11 protein-coding genes are annotated in these 16,951 nt (G+C 45.4%); 2 read left to right on the forward strand and 9 right to left on the reverse strand.

The genetic code is table 11. The annotated features are described in order from the left end of the window. Nucleotides 1-62 precede the first annotated feature (62 nt). From H171_RS09850 to H171_RS09890, 9 genes are all read right to left on the reverse strand, one after another. Nucleotides 63-1,436: an ABC transporter substrate-binding protein gene (locus H171_RS09850; protein ID WP_100304979.1), complete on the reverse strand. Its 1,374-nt coding sequence runs from the start codon at nt 1,434-1,436 to the stop codon at nt 63-65. 99 nt (nt 1,437-1,535) lie between these two features. Further along, a complete protein-coding gene (locus tag H171_RS09855) occupies nt 1,536-3,089 on the reverse strand; it encodes a response regulator transcription factor (RefSeq protein ID WP_100304980.1) in 1,554 nt (517 codons plus the stop codon). Further along, the gene (locus tag H171_RS09860; RefSeq protein ID WP_100304981.1) at nt 3,086-4,867 is read right to left on the reverse strand and encodes a sensor histidine kinase; all 1,782 of its coding nucleotides are present in this window, start codon (nt 4,865-4,867) and stop codon (nt 3,086-3,088) included. The genes H171_RS09855 and H171_RS09860 overlap by 4 nt, the downstream gene beginning before the upstream one ends. A 77-nt stretch (nt 4,868-4,944) precedes the next feature. Beyond that, the gene (locus tag H171_RS09865; protein WP_100304982.1) at nt 4,945-6,645 is read right to left on the reverse strand and encodes a DUF2264 domain-containing protein; all 1,701 of its coding nucleotides are present in this window, start codon (nt 6,643-6,645) and stop codon (nt 4,945-4,947) included. Nucleotides 6,646-6,678: 33 nt separating this feature from the next. After that, nucleotides 6,679-7,848 carry a glycoside hydrolase family 88 protein gene (locus H171_RS09870; protein ID WP_100307483.1) on the reverse strand — a complete coding sequence of 390 codons (1,170 nt, stop codon included), beginning with the start codon at nt 7,846-7,848 and terminating at the stop codon, nt 6,679-6,681. Next, nucleotides 7,832-9,661 carry a glycoside hydrolase family 2 protein gene (locus H171_RS09875; RefSeq protein ID WP_100304983.1) on the reverse strand — a complete coding sequence of 610 codons (1,830 nt, stop codon included), beginning with the start codon at nt 9,659-9,661 and terminating at the stop codon, nt 7,832-7,834. Before H171_RS09875 ends, H171_RS09870 begins: the two co-directional genes overlap by 17 nt. Before the next feature lie 4 nt (nt 9,662-9,665). Continuing rightward, nucleotides 9,666-10,502 carry a carbohydrate ABC transporter permease gene (locus H171_RS09880; protein WP_100304984.1) on the reverse strand — a complete coding sequence of 279 codons (837 nt, stop codon included), beginning with the start codon at nt 10,500-10,502 and terminating at the stop codon, nt 9,666-9,668. A gap of 17 nt (nt 10,503-10,519) precedes the next feature. Further along, nucleotides 10,520-11,587 carry a carbohydrate ABC transporter permease gene (locus H171_RS09885; RefSeq protein WP_100304985.1) on the reverse strand — a complete coding sequence of 356 codons (1,068 nt, stop codon included), beginning with the start codon at nt 11,585-11,587 and terminating at the stop codon, nt 10,520-10,522. 184 nt (nt 11,588-11,771) lie between these two features. After that, complete coding sequence (locus H171_RS09890) at nt 11,772-13,115, reverse strand: ABC transporter substrate-binding protein (protein WP_100304986.1); 1,344 nt, start codon at nt 13,113-13,115, stop codon at nt 11,772-11,774. A gap of 277 nt (nt 13,116-13,392) precedes the next feature. On the opposite strand from H171_RS09890, the gene H171_RS09895 reads away from it, so the two are divergent. Both H171_RS09895 and H171_RS09900 read left to right on the forward strand, forming a co-directional pair. After that, nucleotides 13,393-15,324 carry a sensor histidine kinase gene (locus H171_RS09895; RefSeq protein ID WP_242976930.1) on the forward strand — a complete coding sequence of 644 codons (1,932 nt, stop codon included), beginning with the start codon at nt 13,393-13,395 and terminating at the stop codon, nt 15,322-15,324. A 5-nt stretch (nt 15,325-15,329) separates the two neighbouring features. Next, on the forward strand, nt 15,330-16,946 hold the full coding sequence (locus H171_RS09900; RefSeq protein WP_100304987.1) for a helix-turn-helix domain-containing protein: 1,617 nt from the start codon (nt 15,330-15,332) through the stop codon (nt 16,944-16,946). Nucleotides 16,947-16,951: the final 5 nt, after the last annotated feature.

Raw genomic sequence — 16,951 nt, forward strand, 5'->3', positions numbered from 1 at the left:
TCAAGTCCTTGGAAGAAAATGGGGGCAGGGCTACCATCACCCTGTCCCCGTTTCCATTCTGTTTATTTTATTCCAAGCTTAGTTCTGGCTTCCGCCCATTTTGTATTGAGTCCATCCAGTTCCGCTTTTAAATCAAAGCCATTGGTAAACATCTGGGCACCCAGCTTCTTGTAATCAAATGCGATATCGTTCTGGATCGCCTGGAAATCATCTCCGCCGCCGTCATACATAACCAGTTCCTTATCCGGCTGCTGCTCATCTGCCTGGGCAAGGATCGGGTCCTTTTCCTTGGGGAAGTTTTTCATGGAAGATGCACTGGTTACATAATTGATATATCCCGGATACCATTCTTCGCTGTAGAACCATTCTACGAAAGCTTTTGCCAGTTCCGGATTCTTGCTGTGAGTGGTTACTCCCATAAAGGAGTCGCCCTGTACGATAACACGGAAGGGATCGTCTTTGGAATCTCTTACCGGAAGGTAGAAGGTGCCAAGCTCTGACGCATCATCAGTACCGCTTTGAATGTTTTGAAGGCCCCAGTCTCCAAGAGCAATGATAGCCGCCTTTTTCTGGGCAAACAGGGAGGTTACCTGATCGTTGCCCATGCCAAGAGGATCTTTGCCGAACACATTTTTGCTGAATAAGCTGTTAACCTTATTGTATGCCTTGTTAATGTCGGTTCCATCTGCAAACGGAGCATCTGTCTTTGCCATATCGTTCCAGTTCTGTCCGTTGCCGCCCTGTAGTGCAGGCATAAATTCCATGTACGGATAGTCCGGCCATTCATCCTTAGCGCCAAGGGCGATAGCCATGAAATCCGGGTCGTTCTTCCCATAATAATCCTGAAGGGTCTGAGCTGTTTTCTCAAAATCTTCCCATGTGGTGGGAACCTCCACACCGGCTTCCTTAAACATGTCCTTCCAATAATAAACGTATTCATATCCCGCTGTCATTGGAATTCCCAAAACCTTGCCATCCATTGCGTATCCGGAGGCCAGCTCGTTGTTTTTCGCTGCTTCAAGCCCTGATAAATCTACCAGATAGTCTTTGAATCTGGATAAGGTGAAGGGCTTATTAAACATAACATCCGGAAGCTGGTTTGCTGATGTTCTCATCTTCATGGCATTCCAGTATTCGGAATCATCCTTAATCTTTTCTACTTCAATATCTGCATTGGGATATTTCTCCTGGAATTTCCCAACCATATCATTTTCATCAATATAATCCATCAGGTTGTTGTCCCAGATGGCAAATACCAGACTGCCTTTTAAGTCTTCCTTTGCCTCCGGCTTTCCCGCTTCTGTCTGGGCCCCTTCCTGGCCTTTAGCCGTGGTTTCTTTTGGAGTTTCCCCGGTTCCATTTGAAGAGGAACAGCCGGTCATAGCTCCTATTGCCATTGCTGCGCAAAGCCCCAAAGCCAACACTCGTTTTCTCATTTCTGTAATACCTCCCTTGTTTTGATGATATTATCTTACCATTTCAAAACAGCCTTCTCCATGAGATATGGTTTGAAAACTTGATATATCGTCAGGTCTTTATTTCCGGTACCCGCCCGGACTTACTTTGCACAGCTTTTTAAATACTCTGGTAAAATGCTCCACACTGTTATAGCCAACGCTCTGACTGATTTCATAAATCTTCAGGTCTGTTGTCTCCATCAGCTCCCTTGCCTTTCGAATGCGGACCTCAGTCAAGTAATTGCTGAAGGTCATCCCTTCTTCTTTCGTAAATCTGGTGCTGAAATATTTTTCATTCAGACCGATGAAGCTTGCCACGCTTCCCAGTGTCAGCTCAGGATTGGCATAATTATCCATAATGAACCGTTTTGCCCGGATCATCATATCCGCCTGCTTCCGGTCCGCATGGTGGGCATTATAATCCATGATCCAGCGGAAATAATTATTCAGCCATAATTCCAGGCTCCGCATTTCATCCAAACGGCTGATTTTCTCATAATAATTGACTTCTTCCGCAAACAGGGCGCTGATATCATCGTGGTTATCTGAAAGCTGCCAGGCAATGCTGCAGATGAGATGAAGGCAGACCTCTTTGGCAGCTTTTAAATCCATTTTGTAAAGTTCGGAAAAGAAAGCTTTCTTTTCTGACCATACGGCAAGCTCATCGCCTACCATAAGGCCCTTTAAAAGCTTTTCATAATCCTGCCCGGCCTGCCGGACCTGCAGGAAGGAGACTGTATCTTTTTCCCATGGATCGCAGATCTTCCCTTTCCCCTTTAAATACTTAAGCCTTAACTGCTCTCCTGCCTCCTCAAACCGGGTTAAGAAATCCTTTGTGCCTTTTCCCGGCCTGCTGATCCCTGCGGAAACGGAGAGATTCATAAAGTGCTTCCACACATTGCATAACTGCTTACAGGCGGAAACTGCATTTTCCTTATACTGCTCCGGATCGGTGATACGGTACAGCAAACAATAACGGGAAGGCGCCACTGCTCCGAGAATGCAGCGGGATGCCACTCTGGGGATCTGTCCGGCCAGTTCCAACATGGGTTTTATCAGTGTTTCTTCAAAATCCTCTCCAAAACGGGCCGATGCCTTATGGAAGTCTTCTATTTCAAATTGCATTACCAGGTATTCCTGTTGAAAAAATATTTCATCAAGGGACCGTCTTCCCATGGCCATATCTACAAGAAGGACTGAATCCGGGACTTTTACCACTGGTTTTCTCTCTCCTCCTGTTTCACCGCCGTGATCGTGAAAGACCTCTTCATCCAAACGTTTCAGCATGGCTGCAAGGGTTTCCTCTGTTAATCCGGTCTTTAACAGGTAATCACAGGCCCCCAGACGAAAGGCATCCCGAACCAGCTTGAAATCATCGTAACCGCTTAAAACCAGTACTGCCGGCATGTTTTTCAAACGGTTTAACTCCTCCAAGAGGCCGATCCCATCCATAACCGGCATTTTCATATCGGTGATCACTAAATCCACCGGATGATCCTTAATATATTCCAATGCCTGCTGGCCATGAATGGCATCCGCGGCAATCTGATACCCCATCTCTTCCCAGTTGATCAGGGAGCGCAGGGTAATCCGTACTATGGTATCGTCATCCACGATCAGGACATTTCTCATTGGTCTTCCGGTTCCTTTCTTCTTATAGGAATGCGGATGGAGGTTCTTGTGAACCGGCCCTCTCCGCTTTCCATCTCAAATTCACAGCTTTCGCCATAATTAAGCGTAAGCCTGGTTTTTACATTGGTGATTCCGATGCTTACATGATCCTTTTTCCCTTCCTTTTCCTCTTCCCCATTCAGGATCCGGCTCATCTCTTCTTCAGACATACCCTTTCCGTTATCCCGGATCTCAAGGAACAGAAATCCATCTGCTTCGCGAGCCGTCAGCCAGATGATTCCCATCTCATCCATCAGGCCGCTAAAGCCATGGACAATGGAATTTTCGACCACAGGCTGTAGAATAAGCCGCGGGACCAGGCAGGAAAGGCAGGATTCCTCGATTTCATATTTTATATCAAACCCGTCGGAATAACGGATTTTCATCAGATAGATAAAACTGTCTAAAACCTCCAGTTCCTCTTTTAGCGGATAAAATCCCGTATTGCTGCGGAAGGAGCAGGATAATATTTTAATGAGCGCCTCTGCCATGCGGGCAATGGATTCATACTTTGACATCTGTGCGATAAACCGGATAGAATTCAAGGAATTTACCAGAAAGTGAGGATTGATCTGAGACTGCAGCGCCCTGATCTCTGCCTCATGTTTTTTCTGCTGCTGTTCCTCATTTTCCTGTATCAGCTGCTTTAGCCGTCTTGTCATACGGTTAAAGGAATGGATCATCAGTCGCAGCTCTTCCTGCCCTTTTGGTTCCACATGAACCAGAAGATTTCCCTCCTCCACCTTTTTCATGCCCTCAACCGTATGATGGATGGGGTCAATAATGCTTTTTAAGAAATAGCTGGAAAAACGGTAAAACAGAGCAAACAGGAGGAGCGTGACCGCTACAATGACGGCTGCGGTCCTGTTAAAGCTTCTTGTAAGGGCTTCATAAGACACTACGCTGATGATCTTTAAGCCGGTCACCGGTTCTTCGGTCACCACTCCCATATAACGTCTGCCATTTGCCTGATACCGGAATTTGGGCTGTTCCAGGGAAATATTCCGGGGCAAAAGAGCCATCGTTCCTTCTGCGTCAAAAATAATCTTTCCTGACTTGTCCGCAATCATAGTAGTTCCCAGCATCCGTTCCTTATTATAATCTTTTATCAGTCCTCCGGTCCTGGATGAGACAAACAATGCCGTCATCTCTATGACCCCGTCCCGGTCCACATCCATTCCCGGGGACAGGCCAGCGGCAATGGTCAGAGTATAGGCATTTTTTCTGGAATTGGTTACACTGCGGTCATAAAAACCTACCTTTACCACATTGGGTGCTGCCAAAGCCTCCTGATACCAGGAGGAGGCCCTCAGTTCCTCCCTGCTTAAGGTAATATCATCCTTCATATACGTATGGTCCCCGTCTTTCATATAAAATACGGCAGACAGGATGTCTTGCACCGGAACCATGGCATAATGAAAGGATTCGGTCAGGATCTTCGTATAAAGATATTTTTCAGCCACATCTTTTGTATTTGTTTTTGCTGCATTTTTTATGACTTCATTGTCGTTGACATATACGAAATGGGATAAACGGAGGGATACATCCTTTACTTCGCCGCCCAGAGTGGAGGCGATATTATCCTGGGCACGACGGATGTTGGAGACTGCGGAATCCACCATCATGGTACGGATAATGAGGATGGACAGTAAGATTATTAAAAGAATAGGAATCACGATGAGGGCGAAGAAGCTGTTATAATAAGAAGCCTTTAATTTCTGCTTTTTATTCATCCACATCTTCTTACGCCCTCCTCGCCGCTACCTGTTTATGACTCTATTATACAGCGGAAAAACTATAAAATCAATGCATCATTCTATTGGATTATGCTTTCCACCTTTGTTTCCAATCGGATGGTTTCCCCTTTTTTAATGCGATAGGAAACCGCCGGTATGGAAGCATTGGGATAAAGCACATTGGTATTGGGATCAGCCTCTATTACCAGGCCTGCTGCCTCCGGGCCTTCGCCGGATACCGTACAGTCCTGTTTTCCAGCGGATACAAATGCTCCCTTCCCTTCTGCCTTCTGCACATAATCTTCTGTGAACTTTTCCACAGAAAAGCCGCAGTCATAGGCAGTACAGTCGTACTGGCTCTCAATTTCATGGATTCTTAAATGGCCGTACTCTTTTGGTATAATCGTAGAAGTAACCGTAATCCCCTGGAAGGGATGCCATCTGCTGATCACCCGGTCTTTCAAAACCTCATAGGAGTCACTGTATTTCCGGACGAATACGTAATCATCTCCGTCAATGACAAAGGCCAGGGAAGAATCAGGAGCATTTTCATGAAGCACAATCTGGCTTTTTGCAACGGAAAACCCATACCGGGTGGAATAGGCAAACTTGGAGTACTTTTCCGGCACATGGCCGTGTCCGTATTTCTCGCAAACACCTGCCGGATAGGCAATCACATCCTTTCCATGTCGATGCATCACCATATCCGCCTGCTTTAACATGTTTACTGGCTCCAGCTTTGGTAAGTCCTCCGCCTTTGCAGACCAGAAGGGATGATCATCGGGAAGCCCAAGACACAAAAGGGTCTTCATTCCCCAGTAAGGAGAACCTGGCGCATTGTAGCGTTCCGCCATGATTAAGTTTGGATATCCGTACCCAATGGTCAGCACGCCGTCACGGTCAAAGATCTTCTGCTCCGTCCACCAGTTTAAATGGCGTGCCAGGATTCCCTTTACAACTCCTGCTGGTATATCGTCAAGCCCTGCAAATACATAGGCAGACCAGAAGGCCGCTTCTCCAAAACGGTAGGACAGGCTTCTTCCGTAAGGGAGAGCGGATCCGTTTTCATCAAACCAGTATATAAAATCTCTGGCAAACCGCTTTGCCCGTTCCTTAAACAGGAGACACCGTTCCGGCTCTTCCTCCTCCATTGCCACCGCATACAAAAGCCCATAATAATGAATGGCAAAGGAAATGTAATAATCCTTCTGACTGGAACCTCCATCCCGGTACCAGCCATCTTCAATATAATAGCTTTCAATTTTTTCAAGACCGGAAGCCAGCCGTTCTTTGCTGTACCGGCAGCCCAGTTTTTGCAAAGCAACATTCACCAGAATCATGAAAAACTGCCAGTTACAGTCAGGGATTATATATTCATTGATTCCGTAAAGCCATTTTGCCAGATTTTGTTTTTCTTCCTCGCTTAAAGGCTCCCATAATTTTTCCGGAGTGAAAATCAAGCCGCTGGCGATAGCCGCCATTTCCACAAACCGCTGGTCATAATCCTTAAAACCGCCCCAGTATTCCGGATGAGAAGGGTCGGTCCCGCTTGCGAGGCCTTTCTGATAAATCTCCTCAAATCCCTTTCCTCCCCCAAGCCATAAGGGAACCAGCGCCCACAAAGGCCGGGAAAATGCTTCCATCTCTATGCTCACCTTAGGATATGTGACGCCGCTGTCTCCAAGAGAAAGCCTGGCACACCCTTTGCTGTACAATGGCTTTAAAGGATTTAACACCTGGAACATCCATTGCTGGAAATCCTGTTTTGTTTCAAGTTTCATCTATATTCGCCTCTTTTCGAATTATTTCGATTATTACCAATATGGATCCCAATCCTTAGACAGCCTGGTCAAGGCCTCCATGTAAAAATAATCTCCCCAGATGTTGCACTCATCCACGCCTTCCGGTGTGCAGGTATTGTAAGGAGATTTCTTGGAATATGTGCTGTGAAGCACCAGTCCATTGGATTCCTGTAAATCCTTAACCGCATAATGTTCCACTACGGACTCCATGATCTTTTTTGCTATGGATATGTAGCGGACGGCGTCAGACTCATCCAAATACTTTGCCATTTCAAGCATTCCGCAGGCTGCAATGGAAGCAGAGGAAGAATCTCTCGGTTCCTCAGAGCCTTCGCCGAATTCCAGATCCCAGTAAGGTATCAGATCCGAAGGAAGATGATCTAAGAAATATCCGGTCACATGCTTGAAATCCTCAATGTATTCCGGCCGCTTTGTATACCGGTAGGCAAGGGCGCAGCCATAGATTCCCCAGGCCTGTCCTCTGGCCCATGCAGAGCCATCCTTATATCCCTGGCAGGTAGCCCCATGATCCGGCTCCCCTGTCTCCATGTTCATGAAAAACGTATGCCAGGTAGAATAATCATCTCTTATGACATTTGCAATGGCAGTATGGATGTGTTTTTCTGCTATCTTGCGGTATTTCTGGTCTCCGGTTTCTTCCGTGGCCCAGTATAATAAGGGAAGGTTTAAAAGGCAGTCAATGATAAAGCGGTAATTCTCCGGCTGGTTCATGGGCCCCCAGGCCTGGATAAACTCGCCCACCGGCTGAAAACGTCTGATCAGCTGGTCTGCTGCCTTGATTGCCGCTTCCTTTGCTTTTTCATCACCCACCAGCTTATAGGCGGCTACACAGGAAGGGGTATACAAAAACCCCATATCGTGATGATCCACTTCCACCTTGCGGTCGATCCGGTCTAAAAAGCTATTCGCCTGGATCTGTCCGGCCGTTTTCAGTTCATCTGCCTTGCTCCACTCATAAGCCAGCCATATCTGTCCGGTCCAGAAGCCGGTGGTCCAGTTTACATTGGGAGTTGGATGATAGAATCCATCCTCACTGTATGCTTTTTTAAAGGAATCAGTAAATTCCTTTAAATTATCCTTCACCTGCTTTATAGCGAATTCCATGGCCTCCAGGCACTTTGCCTCCGTGAGTTCCTTTTTTTCTTTAAGCAAAGTCTCCATCTGTCTGTTCACGTTTTCTTACCTCCTCGTAATATTCCTTCATGATTAAAAAGGCAGGCTTCTCCCGCATCCGGTCCGCTGTTACCAGACCCTTGATGTTGTATCCCTTTTGATACTTTCCAAGCCGTTTCGGCGTCCGGTAATCAAATAGAATCCAGGGTGCGGTACCCTGAATATAATCGATCTTTCCAAACATTTCAACCTGCTTTTTATAAATTTCCTTCTGTTCTTCCTCAGAGCCACGTACCTTGCCGCCTTCCGTACCGGAAGCCAGATAACCGTCCCCGCCGAATTCACTGACAACAACCGGTTTCTCAGGCCTGGACCCCTCTAAAATTTCAGCCAGCTTTCCATAATCAGGATCATACCAGCCATAGTATTCATTAAATCCAATGACATCTAAATGCTTTTCAAGTCTGTCGGAGATCCTTAAATTTACCGCATCCACCAGACAAGCGGCGGAAACCAGGCGGCTGGAATCGAATTCCTTTGCCGTTTCTGCCAGCTCCTTCATAAAGTGGTAGCGCTCATCCGTATCAGGATTTTCATTTCCTACGGACCAGATGATCACACTGGCCCGGTTATAATCCCGGTTCATCATCTCGGTCAGCTGGTTTTTACCCTCCTCTAAGGTCCTGGGTTTTGCAAAATCGATCCACCAGTAAACCGGAATCTCTTCCCATAGAAGAAGACCTGCCTCATCAGCAAGTTCCGAAACCCACTCCGTATGAGGATAATGGGCCAGACGTAGGAAATTGCAGTTCATCTTTTTTGCCCATTTAAATGCCTGACGAATGTCCTCCTTTGTAACCGCCTTTCCATGGTCCTCAGTCTCCTCATGAAGGCAGACACCACGAAGGAAAACCGGCGTTCCATTTAAAAGAATTTCTCTGCCTCTGGTTTCCACAGTTCGAAAGCCCACCCGGTCTTTCACCTGATCCAGTGATTTTCTGCCGGAACGAAGATGCAGGAAAACCTCATACAGCCTGGGACTTTCCGGGCTCCACAGAGAAAGTCCGCTTACTTCCAATGTCAGCTGTCCCCGTCCATCTGCCCCCAGAGGAACTGTTTCTTCCACCTGAAGCTCTGGTATGGAGAAAACTGCCTCCCCTTCCTTAAAGTCCTCGAAACCTCCAAGAGTCAAGGAAACACTGATTTCCTTTTTCTCCCGATCTGCAAGAGATACCTTCATATCCTTAATATAAGTCTGAGGCAAGCAAAGAAGAGATACGCTCCGGTAAATGCCTCCATATAAAAACCAGTCCGTATTCTCACTTGGTATCTGATCCTGACGTCTGGTGTTGTCAGCAACCACGATCAGCCTGTTATCCTCTTTTAATTCCTCCGTAACTTCAACGCTAAATGGGGTTGAACCCCCTTTATGGACACCAAGGAATTTTCCGTTTAGAAAGATCCTGGCCTCATAGGATACTGCCCCGAACCGCAGAAACACATGTCCTTTGAGAGAATTCTTAAAAGAAAACCGGCGGCTGTATACCGCCGGTCCCTCATAATAAAAATATTCCGGCTTTGCAAGGTTCCATACACCTGGTACCTGGATCTCCTCCCAGTCGTCAAAGCCATAATCCAGAGGAACCCTAAGCCCCTCTGAATTCACCTCCTGCTCCAGAAACCATTTGGCCCTTAAGCAGTTATCATACATGTCGACGGAAAAGTTCCAGGCTCCGTCCAGGGACTGCTCTGGCCTGCCTCCTGGGATCACATAGGAATTGGTCCCCAGGCAGGGGGAGGCATAGCTGTCCTTATAAGACTCGTTATGGATGTTATCTACGAAATTTTTTATTGTTTCCACTTCTTTATCCTTTCACTCCGGTAGCTGCAATGCCTTCTACGAAATACTTCTGCAGGGACAGGAACACAATGAGGACCGGGATCAGGGAAAGCACCGATGCAGCCATGATCAGGCCATATTCGGAACTATACTGGCTGATAAACATCTTAAGCCCTAACTGCAGGGTCTTTTTCGCTTCTGTTTTCAGATAGATCAGGGGCCCTAAAAAGTCGTTCCAGGTACTTACAAAGGTAAAGATGGTCAAGGTTGACAGCGCCGGCTTTGACAATGGGAGCATGATCCTTCCATAAATCTGATACTCGCTCATGCCGTCAATTCTGGCAGCCTCACACAATTCATCGGGAATCCCCTGATAGAACTGGCGCATCATGAATACGCCGAACGCAGAGAAAGCCTGAAGGAAGATGATGGCAAGATGGGAATCATTTAACCCGAATTTTCTCATCATCATGAACTGGGGAACCATGTATACCTGCCACGGAACCGCAATGGTTGCGATGTAAGCCATGAATAAGAGATTGCTGTATTTGAATTTCAGCTTTGCAAATGCATAGGCGGCAAAGCTGCTGGTCAAAAGCTGTAAAAAAGTAACAATCACTGTGATCTTCACCGTGTTTAATACAAAGGTCATAAGCGGGATCTTTGTCCAGATATCCAGATAATTCTGCCATCTTGGATTATCCGGTATCCACTGGATCGGGAAAATAAATACATCCTTATCCAGCTTTAAGGAAGCAGAGAACATCCATGCAAATGGAATCAGCATAACAGCTGTCAGTATGATCAAAACCACATAGAGGAGGCATCTGCTGATTTTATAATTTGTGCTTTTTATCTTCATTTCGTTTCCTCCTTATTCTAGTTTGCATATTTCTTCTCGCCGCGGAACTGAACCAGCGTGATGGCAAGAACCATTAAGAACAGCACCATAGCCACCGCACTTGCATAACCTAAATTCCAGTTGCGGAACGCCTCTTCGTAAATGTGGTAAACCAGAACCATTGCCTGGGAACTTACAATTCCGTTGGAACCGCCTGCCAGCATGTATACGATGTCGTAAACCTTAAAGCAGTTGATGGTCAGAATGATGGTAACAAAGAAGGTGGTAGGCTGAAGCTGGGGCCATGTGATATACCGGAACCTTTGCCAGGAATTGCAGCCATCAAGGCCTGCCGCCTCATAAAGCTCTCCATTGATTCCCTGCAGTCCGGCCAGATAGATAACCATGTAATAGCCCATATTTTTCCAGACACTGAACAGTACAATGGTGAACATCACCCAGTGAGGATCCGCGGACCACTTTGGAAGACTTTTTGCATTGACGCCCAGATGATAAAGGATCATGTTAATGGGACCGCTTTTCTGGGGGCTGAACAGCATATTCCATACGGCTGCCACCGCTACTAAAGACGCCACATAGGGGAAGAATCCTACCGTACGGAAGAAATTTCTTCCCATTACTTTCTGGTTTAAGACTACGGCCAGTCCTAAGGCACAGGCCAGAGTCAGAGGAACCGTTGCAATACAGTATACAATGGTATTGATAAAGGACGAATGGAATCTGGCGCTTCCAAGCATATCAATGAAGTTCTTAAGTCTGGCAAATTCCAATGGGCTGTTGCCATCCCATTTCATAAATGCCAGAACAAAAGCAAAAATAATGGGGCCAAGTGTAAATACTGCAAATCCGATGAAGTTAGGGGCGATGAAGGAGTATGCAACCATATCCCTCTTTTCCTGACGTGTGAACCGTTCCCCTGTCCGCACCTTTTTTATTTTCTCATCTATTGTCTCGATTTTCGCAATCAGGATATCCCGCTTACGGGTTCCTTCAGCCTCTCTCAATATAAGGCTTAAAGCATCCCGTTTCTTAATTAACTCCGCGATTTTTTCCTGTTTTTGCGCTTCTGTTATTGTCTTCGCCATATTGCTTATCCTCCTTTTCCCGTTTTTATCGTCTAAAGAATCAAACGGATATGATTTCATATCCAGTTGACGCCCGGTGAAGCGGGGCACGCTGTTATTTCAATCGTCAAATCAAATCAGAAGTTTCTTTAAATGAGGCGGGCTTTTTGCTGCCCGCCTCTGTGATATCATTTTTGTTTACCTGTTACTGAGCCAGAATTGCACTTACCTTTTCATTCATCTGGGCAATGCCTTCATCTACGGACATGCCGCCTGTCATGATGGCATCATGGGCTTCGTTTAATACAGTCTCAATTTCGGAGTTCTTTGCATTTACAGGCATCTCTAAGTATAAGTTAGAGGTGTTAAGAGCTTCTACACTGGTTCCGTCATCCTTCGGGAATCCTTCTGCACTGGATACCAGATCAGCAACTGTGTTGTTCATAACGGCCGGGATCGTACCAGTAGATGCAAGGATTTCTGCGCCTTCTTTTCCGCTTACGAAGTTTATAAATTCCCAGGCAAGATCCTTATGAGGAGCTTTGGCCGGAATTCCTAAAGAGGTTATGGTCGCAAGGGTGGAGCCTGGTTCTACTCCATCTGCGTGTGGATATTTTGCAATGCCCCAATTGGTGCAGTCTGTGTACTCGCCGGTGCGTACCTTATCCATTAAGGTAGAGATAAACCATGTACCCATGTTCATCATTGCAACATTTCCCTGGGCAAATGCGCCGGAATAATGTAAGCCGCTGGTCTTTAAAGTAGCATAGTCTTGGCATACTCCATCTTCCTGCTCTCCAAGAACCATTTCATAGTACGGTTTTAAGAATTCGTATTTTCCATCAAGAATGGTGTTCTTTCCATCCAGAACGCCGAAAAGCTGTACAGCTGATCTCCATGTATGGTAATGAGCACCATAAACCTCCTGTCCGGGAGTGTCTACGGTCAGGCTTTTTGCCAGAGCGTCATACTGTTCAAATGTCATATCATTGGTTGGATAAGCAACGCCTGCTTTGTCAAAGATATCTTTATTATAGAATATCACCCAGAAATCATTGCGGAACGGAAGCTCATATAATTTTCCGTCAACCGTAATCTGATCGGTAAGGCCTTTAAACTGTGACAGATCAACATCTGAAGACTGAATATAGCTGTCCAGGGGTTCTAATACGCCTTTGTTTACAAGCGTCATATAGCCTGGAACATCCTTTATGGTAACCACGTCAAAGTCAGAACCGCTTCCGGTAAGCTCTGTTGCCAAAACCGTCTGATAATCGGTGGAGCCTAAATCAACCATTTCTATCTTCACATCCGGATGCTCCTTTTCAAAAGCATCGATGAGAGGCTGGTAATAGGTTGTTAAGCCGATATCCCATACGGACCATTTTAATGTGGTCTGACCTCCTGCTGCCTCTGAGGCTTTCGTTGCCTCCGCTGCAGCGCCTTCTGAGGAAGCTGCCGTGGTTTCCTTGGAACCGCCGCCGCATCCGGCCAGGCTGGCTGCTGCCATAGCACATGCCAGAACAATACTCAGTGTTCTTTTTTTCATTGTAATCCCTCCTGATTTGATTGTTTTTCAGTAAACCCCGCATGATTTCCGTGATTTACCATGGTTCCTATTATAACGCTGGATTGAAGTTTTAAAAATGGAATTTATCTTTCATAATATTCACTTTTTATTCACACTTCTTTTACACTTTGTTAAAACATGCATTTTTTTATGATAAACAGTAATATTTATCTTTTGTATACAAATTAACACGTTTGTATATAAAAAGCAGCCGATTTTTCATTGACATTTTACATTAAATAGGCTACCTTTGTAGATGTTAAATCCATTATCACAAGCTATCCATGGAAAGAAGGGACTTTATTTTATCATGTGGAAAAAGCTCATCCCAAAGACCATAAGAGGAAAAATCATGGTACTCACGGCAGCCATTACGCTGCTCATCACCGTTCTGACTACAACTGTCTGTTTCTCAGTTTTCCAGTCCTTCTTAAGAAAAAACCAGATCCAGTCTGCGGAATTCAGCCTTCAGGTTGTAAGCAACAACATTAGTGCTGATATGAAGGATATTATCTATTTCAGCAAATGGTGCTGCTCCAACAGTGCCGTACTTGATTATCTGGAAGTGTTTAAAGACCAGCCAAAACTTGCCACCGCCGCCAGGGACTTTGATAATATGCGCCCTATGGCCCTTTCCTCCCACAACCGTTTAAAGGAAGAATATTACAACACCAGATCCTATGAATACATGTCCCGGGTCATCGTTTCTTCTTCCAATGAAAACAATTTCCTTCAAATAGCGGCATTGGCAAACTCCTCCTCCCCCTATGCAGCCAGGATCATTAAAGATGAACCTTTCTTTGAAACGCTTTACAGATCCGACGATTTTCTCTGGATGGGCCTGGTAAAAGATCCATTTTCCAATATAGGCACGGACCAATTTATTCCCATCGTACGTCCGGTTTCTAACGAATTTAATTCCGAAGTAATTGGCTGGACTTATGTGGAAATTTCCTCCCGGATCTTCACCGATTACCTTGCCTCCTATCCTCTTCACGGAGACAGTATTCTATTTATTACCATTGGAGATAAAATCTATGGTTTTAATTCAAACGGTTTAAAGGAAATGAAAATGCCCTACTCCAATCCGGTAAAACTGGCTGGAAACGAATCTCTCTCTAAAGGAACCAGGCTTCTTTCCGTTACCATGAACGATGGAAAAGAACGCACCCTGGTGGAACGGCCTATCGAGGGCATGGCAGGCTGGAGTTTATCCCAGGTGCTTTCTGAGCAGCAGCTTGGCCAGCAGAAAAACTTATACACCCTTTTAATCCTGGCAATCTGCCTTACCATTGTCTCTTTGGGTATACTCCTCGCCTACCTATTAAACAAGATCATCATGGACCCCATTCACAGGCTCAGCAGTAAAATTCATGATATCTCGACTGGGGATTTTTCCAGGGATTCGGCCATTGAGTGGAATCATGAGCTGGGAGAAGTGGGCAAGGGAATCAATAATATGTCAGAAAACATTAACACCCTGATGGAAAAACGTGTAACTGATGAAAAACAGAAAAAGGATTTGGAATACCAGATTCTGCAAAGCCAGATCAATCCCCATTTTCTATATAATACCTTAAATTCCATCAAGTGGATGGCAACCATTCAGAATGCAGACGGAATCGCAGATATGACTACTGCCCTGGCCAGGCTCCTTAAAAATGTTTCAAAAGGTACCACTTCCATGATCCCATTAAGGGAAGAGCTGGATCTGGTAAAGGATTATTTCCTGATCCAGAAATATCGCTACGGCGGAAGTGTCACTATCGAATATTTCATTGATACAGAGGATTTGTATAATTGTGAAATTCACCGTTTTACACTCCAGCCCATCATTGAAAATGCTCTGTTCCACGGAATAGAGCCTGCAAAAACAGCTGGTAAGATCATTGTTTCAGCCCGAAGCATCAATCTGGGGCTGAAAAAAGCTCTTAAAATAGATATAACCGATAACGGTATAGGAATGTCCAAAGATACCATTGATGAGGTTCTCCATGAGAAGACCGACAGCCAAAACAAAGCAGAATTTTTCCGGCAAGTTGGTATCAGCAACGTAAACAGGCGCATCCAATATGATTTTGGCCTGGAATATGGAATCACCATTGACAGCTGTCCTGGCAGCTACACCACCATGACCATATTAATACCTTATGCCCTTTATACAGAAAATCAAACAGCCGAAAGGTAATATATATGATAAAATTATTGATTGCAGATGATGAGCCATTGGTTCAGATCGGATTAAAATCCATGATAAACTGGACGGATTACGGCATTGAGATCTGCGGCACTGCTATGAACGGGCAGGATGCCCTTGAAATGATCGCAGAATATTCTCCGGAAATTGTCATTACCGACATCCGCATGCCAATTATGAACGGGCTTACCCTGGCAAAGACCTGCCGGGAAACCTATGGAAAGATCCCCCTGTTTATTTTTCTAACAAGCTACGAAGAATTCCAGCTCATCAAGGAGGCTATGACCTATGAGGCCGTAGATTATTTAATCAAGCTGGAATTAAATGCAAAGGCCCTGGAGGAAGCCGTAAAAAAGACTCTCTCCCGCCTTGAAACCATTCAGGTCTCCATGGGATACAAGGATTCAGGACGCCCCTTATTACAGAGCTACTATGAAAAATTTTTTATGCGGCTCCTGCATAACCTTTTTGACAATGAGGAACAATTTGAACTTCAGTCCAGAGATTTGAGGCTGGACTTTACGGAAACCTGCTATTTTACCGCCCTTTGCCAGATTCAGGAAGAAACCAGCAGGGAAATGGATTATGGAAAACTTATGAACCTTTATAACAGCGCTTTGCAAATGGCAAAAGAAATTATCGGAAGGCATCTTCCCGCCTATGTGGTAAGTCTTGATATGAAGCACTTTGCAGTGATATTTCACCTCTCCGAATCAGCAGATTATAAAATAGAAGCTGTTTTTGATGCATTTCGCAACGTCGCAGATATGATCCGGAATTATTTTAACGTTACGGTACTCACGGGAATCGGAACACCGGTCAGCCAGCCCTTAAAAATCAGCGAATCCTACCAGGAAGCCCGCCAGGCATTTGGACGGGCAAGTATCGCGCAGCCCATCGTCATGTTCACCGGTAATGATACTGCCTCGATCCGCAATGCATTTAACATCTCCGTATTTAAAAGCGAGATAACCAAAGCCTTTAATGAGTTTGATACGGATGTTTTATTCCGTACTCTGACCGAAATCATCCAGCTGTTTGAAGCTCATCCCCTTCGGTTTTCCCAGGCCGCAGACGGAGCCTGCAACATCCTTTACTTAGCGCTTTCCCTTCTTCCCGACGGAGAAGAAAATGTGTCGGAAATCTTTTCTTCCTACAGTGACGGGTACCGCTCCATATATCGCTTTACCAATGTAGAGCAGATCGCCGAGTGGATGACGATTTTCCGGGACGGCCTTTGTGAAGTGCTGAAATCCAAACGAAAGACCTACAAAGCCCATGTTATAACCAATGTACAAAAGTACATCAACAACCATGTATCAGAAAAGCTCACCTTAAACGAAGTGGCCGGAGTATTCGGCTTAAGTCCCAATTATTTAAGCATTCTGTTTAAGAAAAACTGCGGGACCGGTTTTTCAGAATACATTGCCCAGGCTAAGATCAACCGGGCCAAAGACCTCCTTATGGAACAGGATATGAAAATCTATGAGGCAGCTGATCAGCTTGGCTTTGAAAGTGCCTTTTATTTCAGCAAAGTTTTTAAAAAAGTCACCGGGCTTTCTCCCCGTGAATTTATACAGCAAAATACCGTCAACCCTGACGAAAACAAATAAGGAGT

The organism is [Clostridium] celerecrescens 18A (assembly GCF_002797975.1).
In the GTDB taxonomy this organism is placed as follows: domain Bacteria; phylum Bacillota; class Clostridia; order Lachnospirales; family Lachnospiraceae; genus Lacrimispora; species Lacrimispora celerecrescens.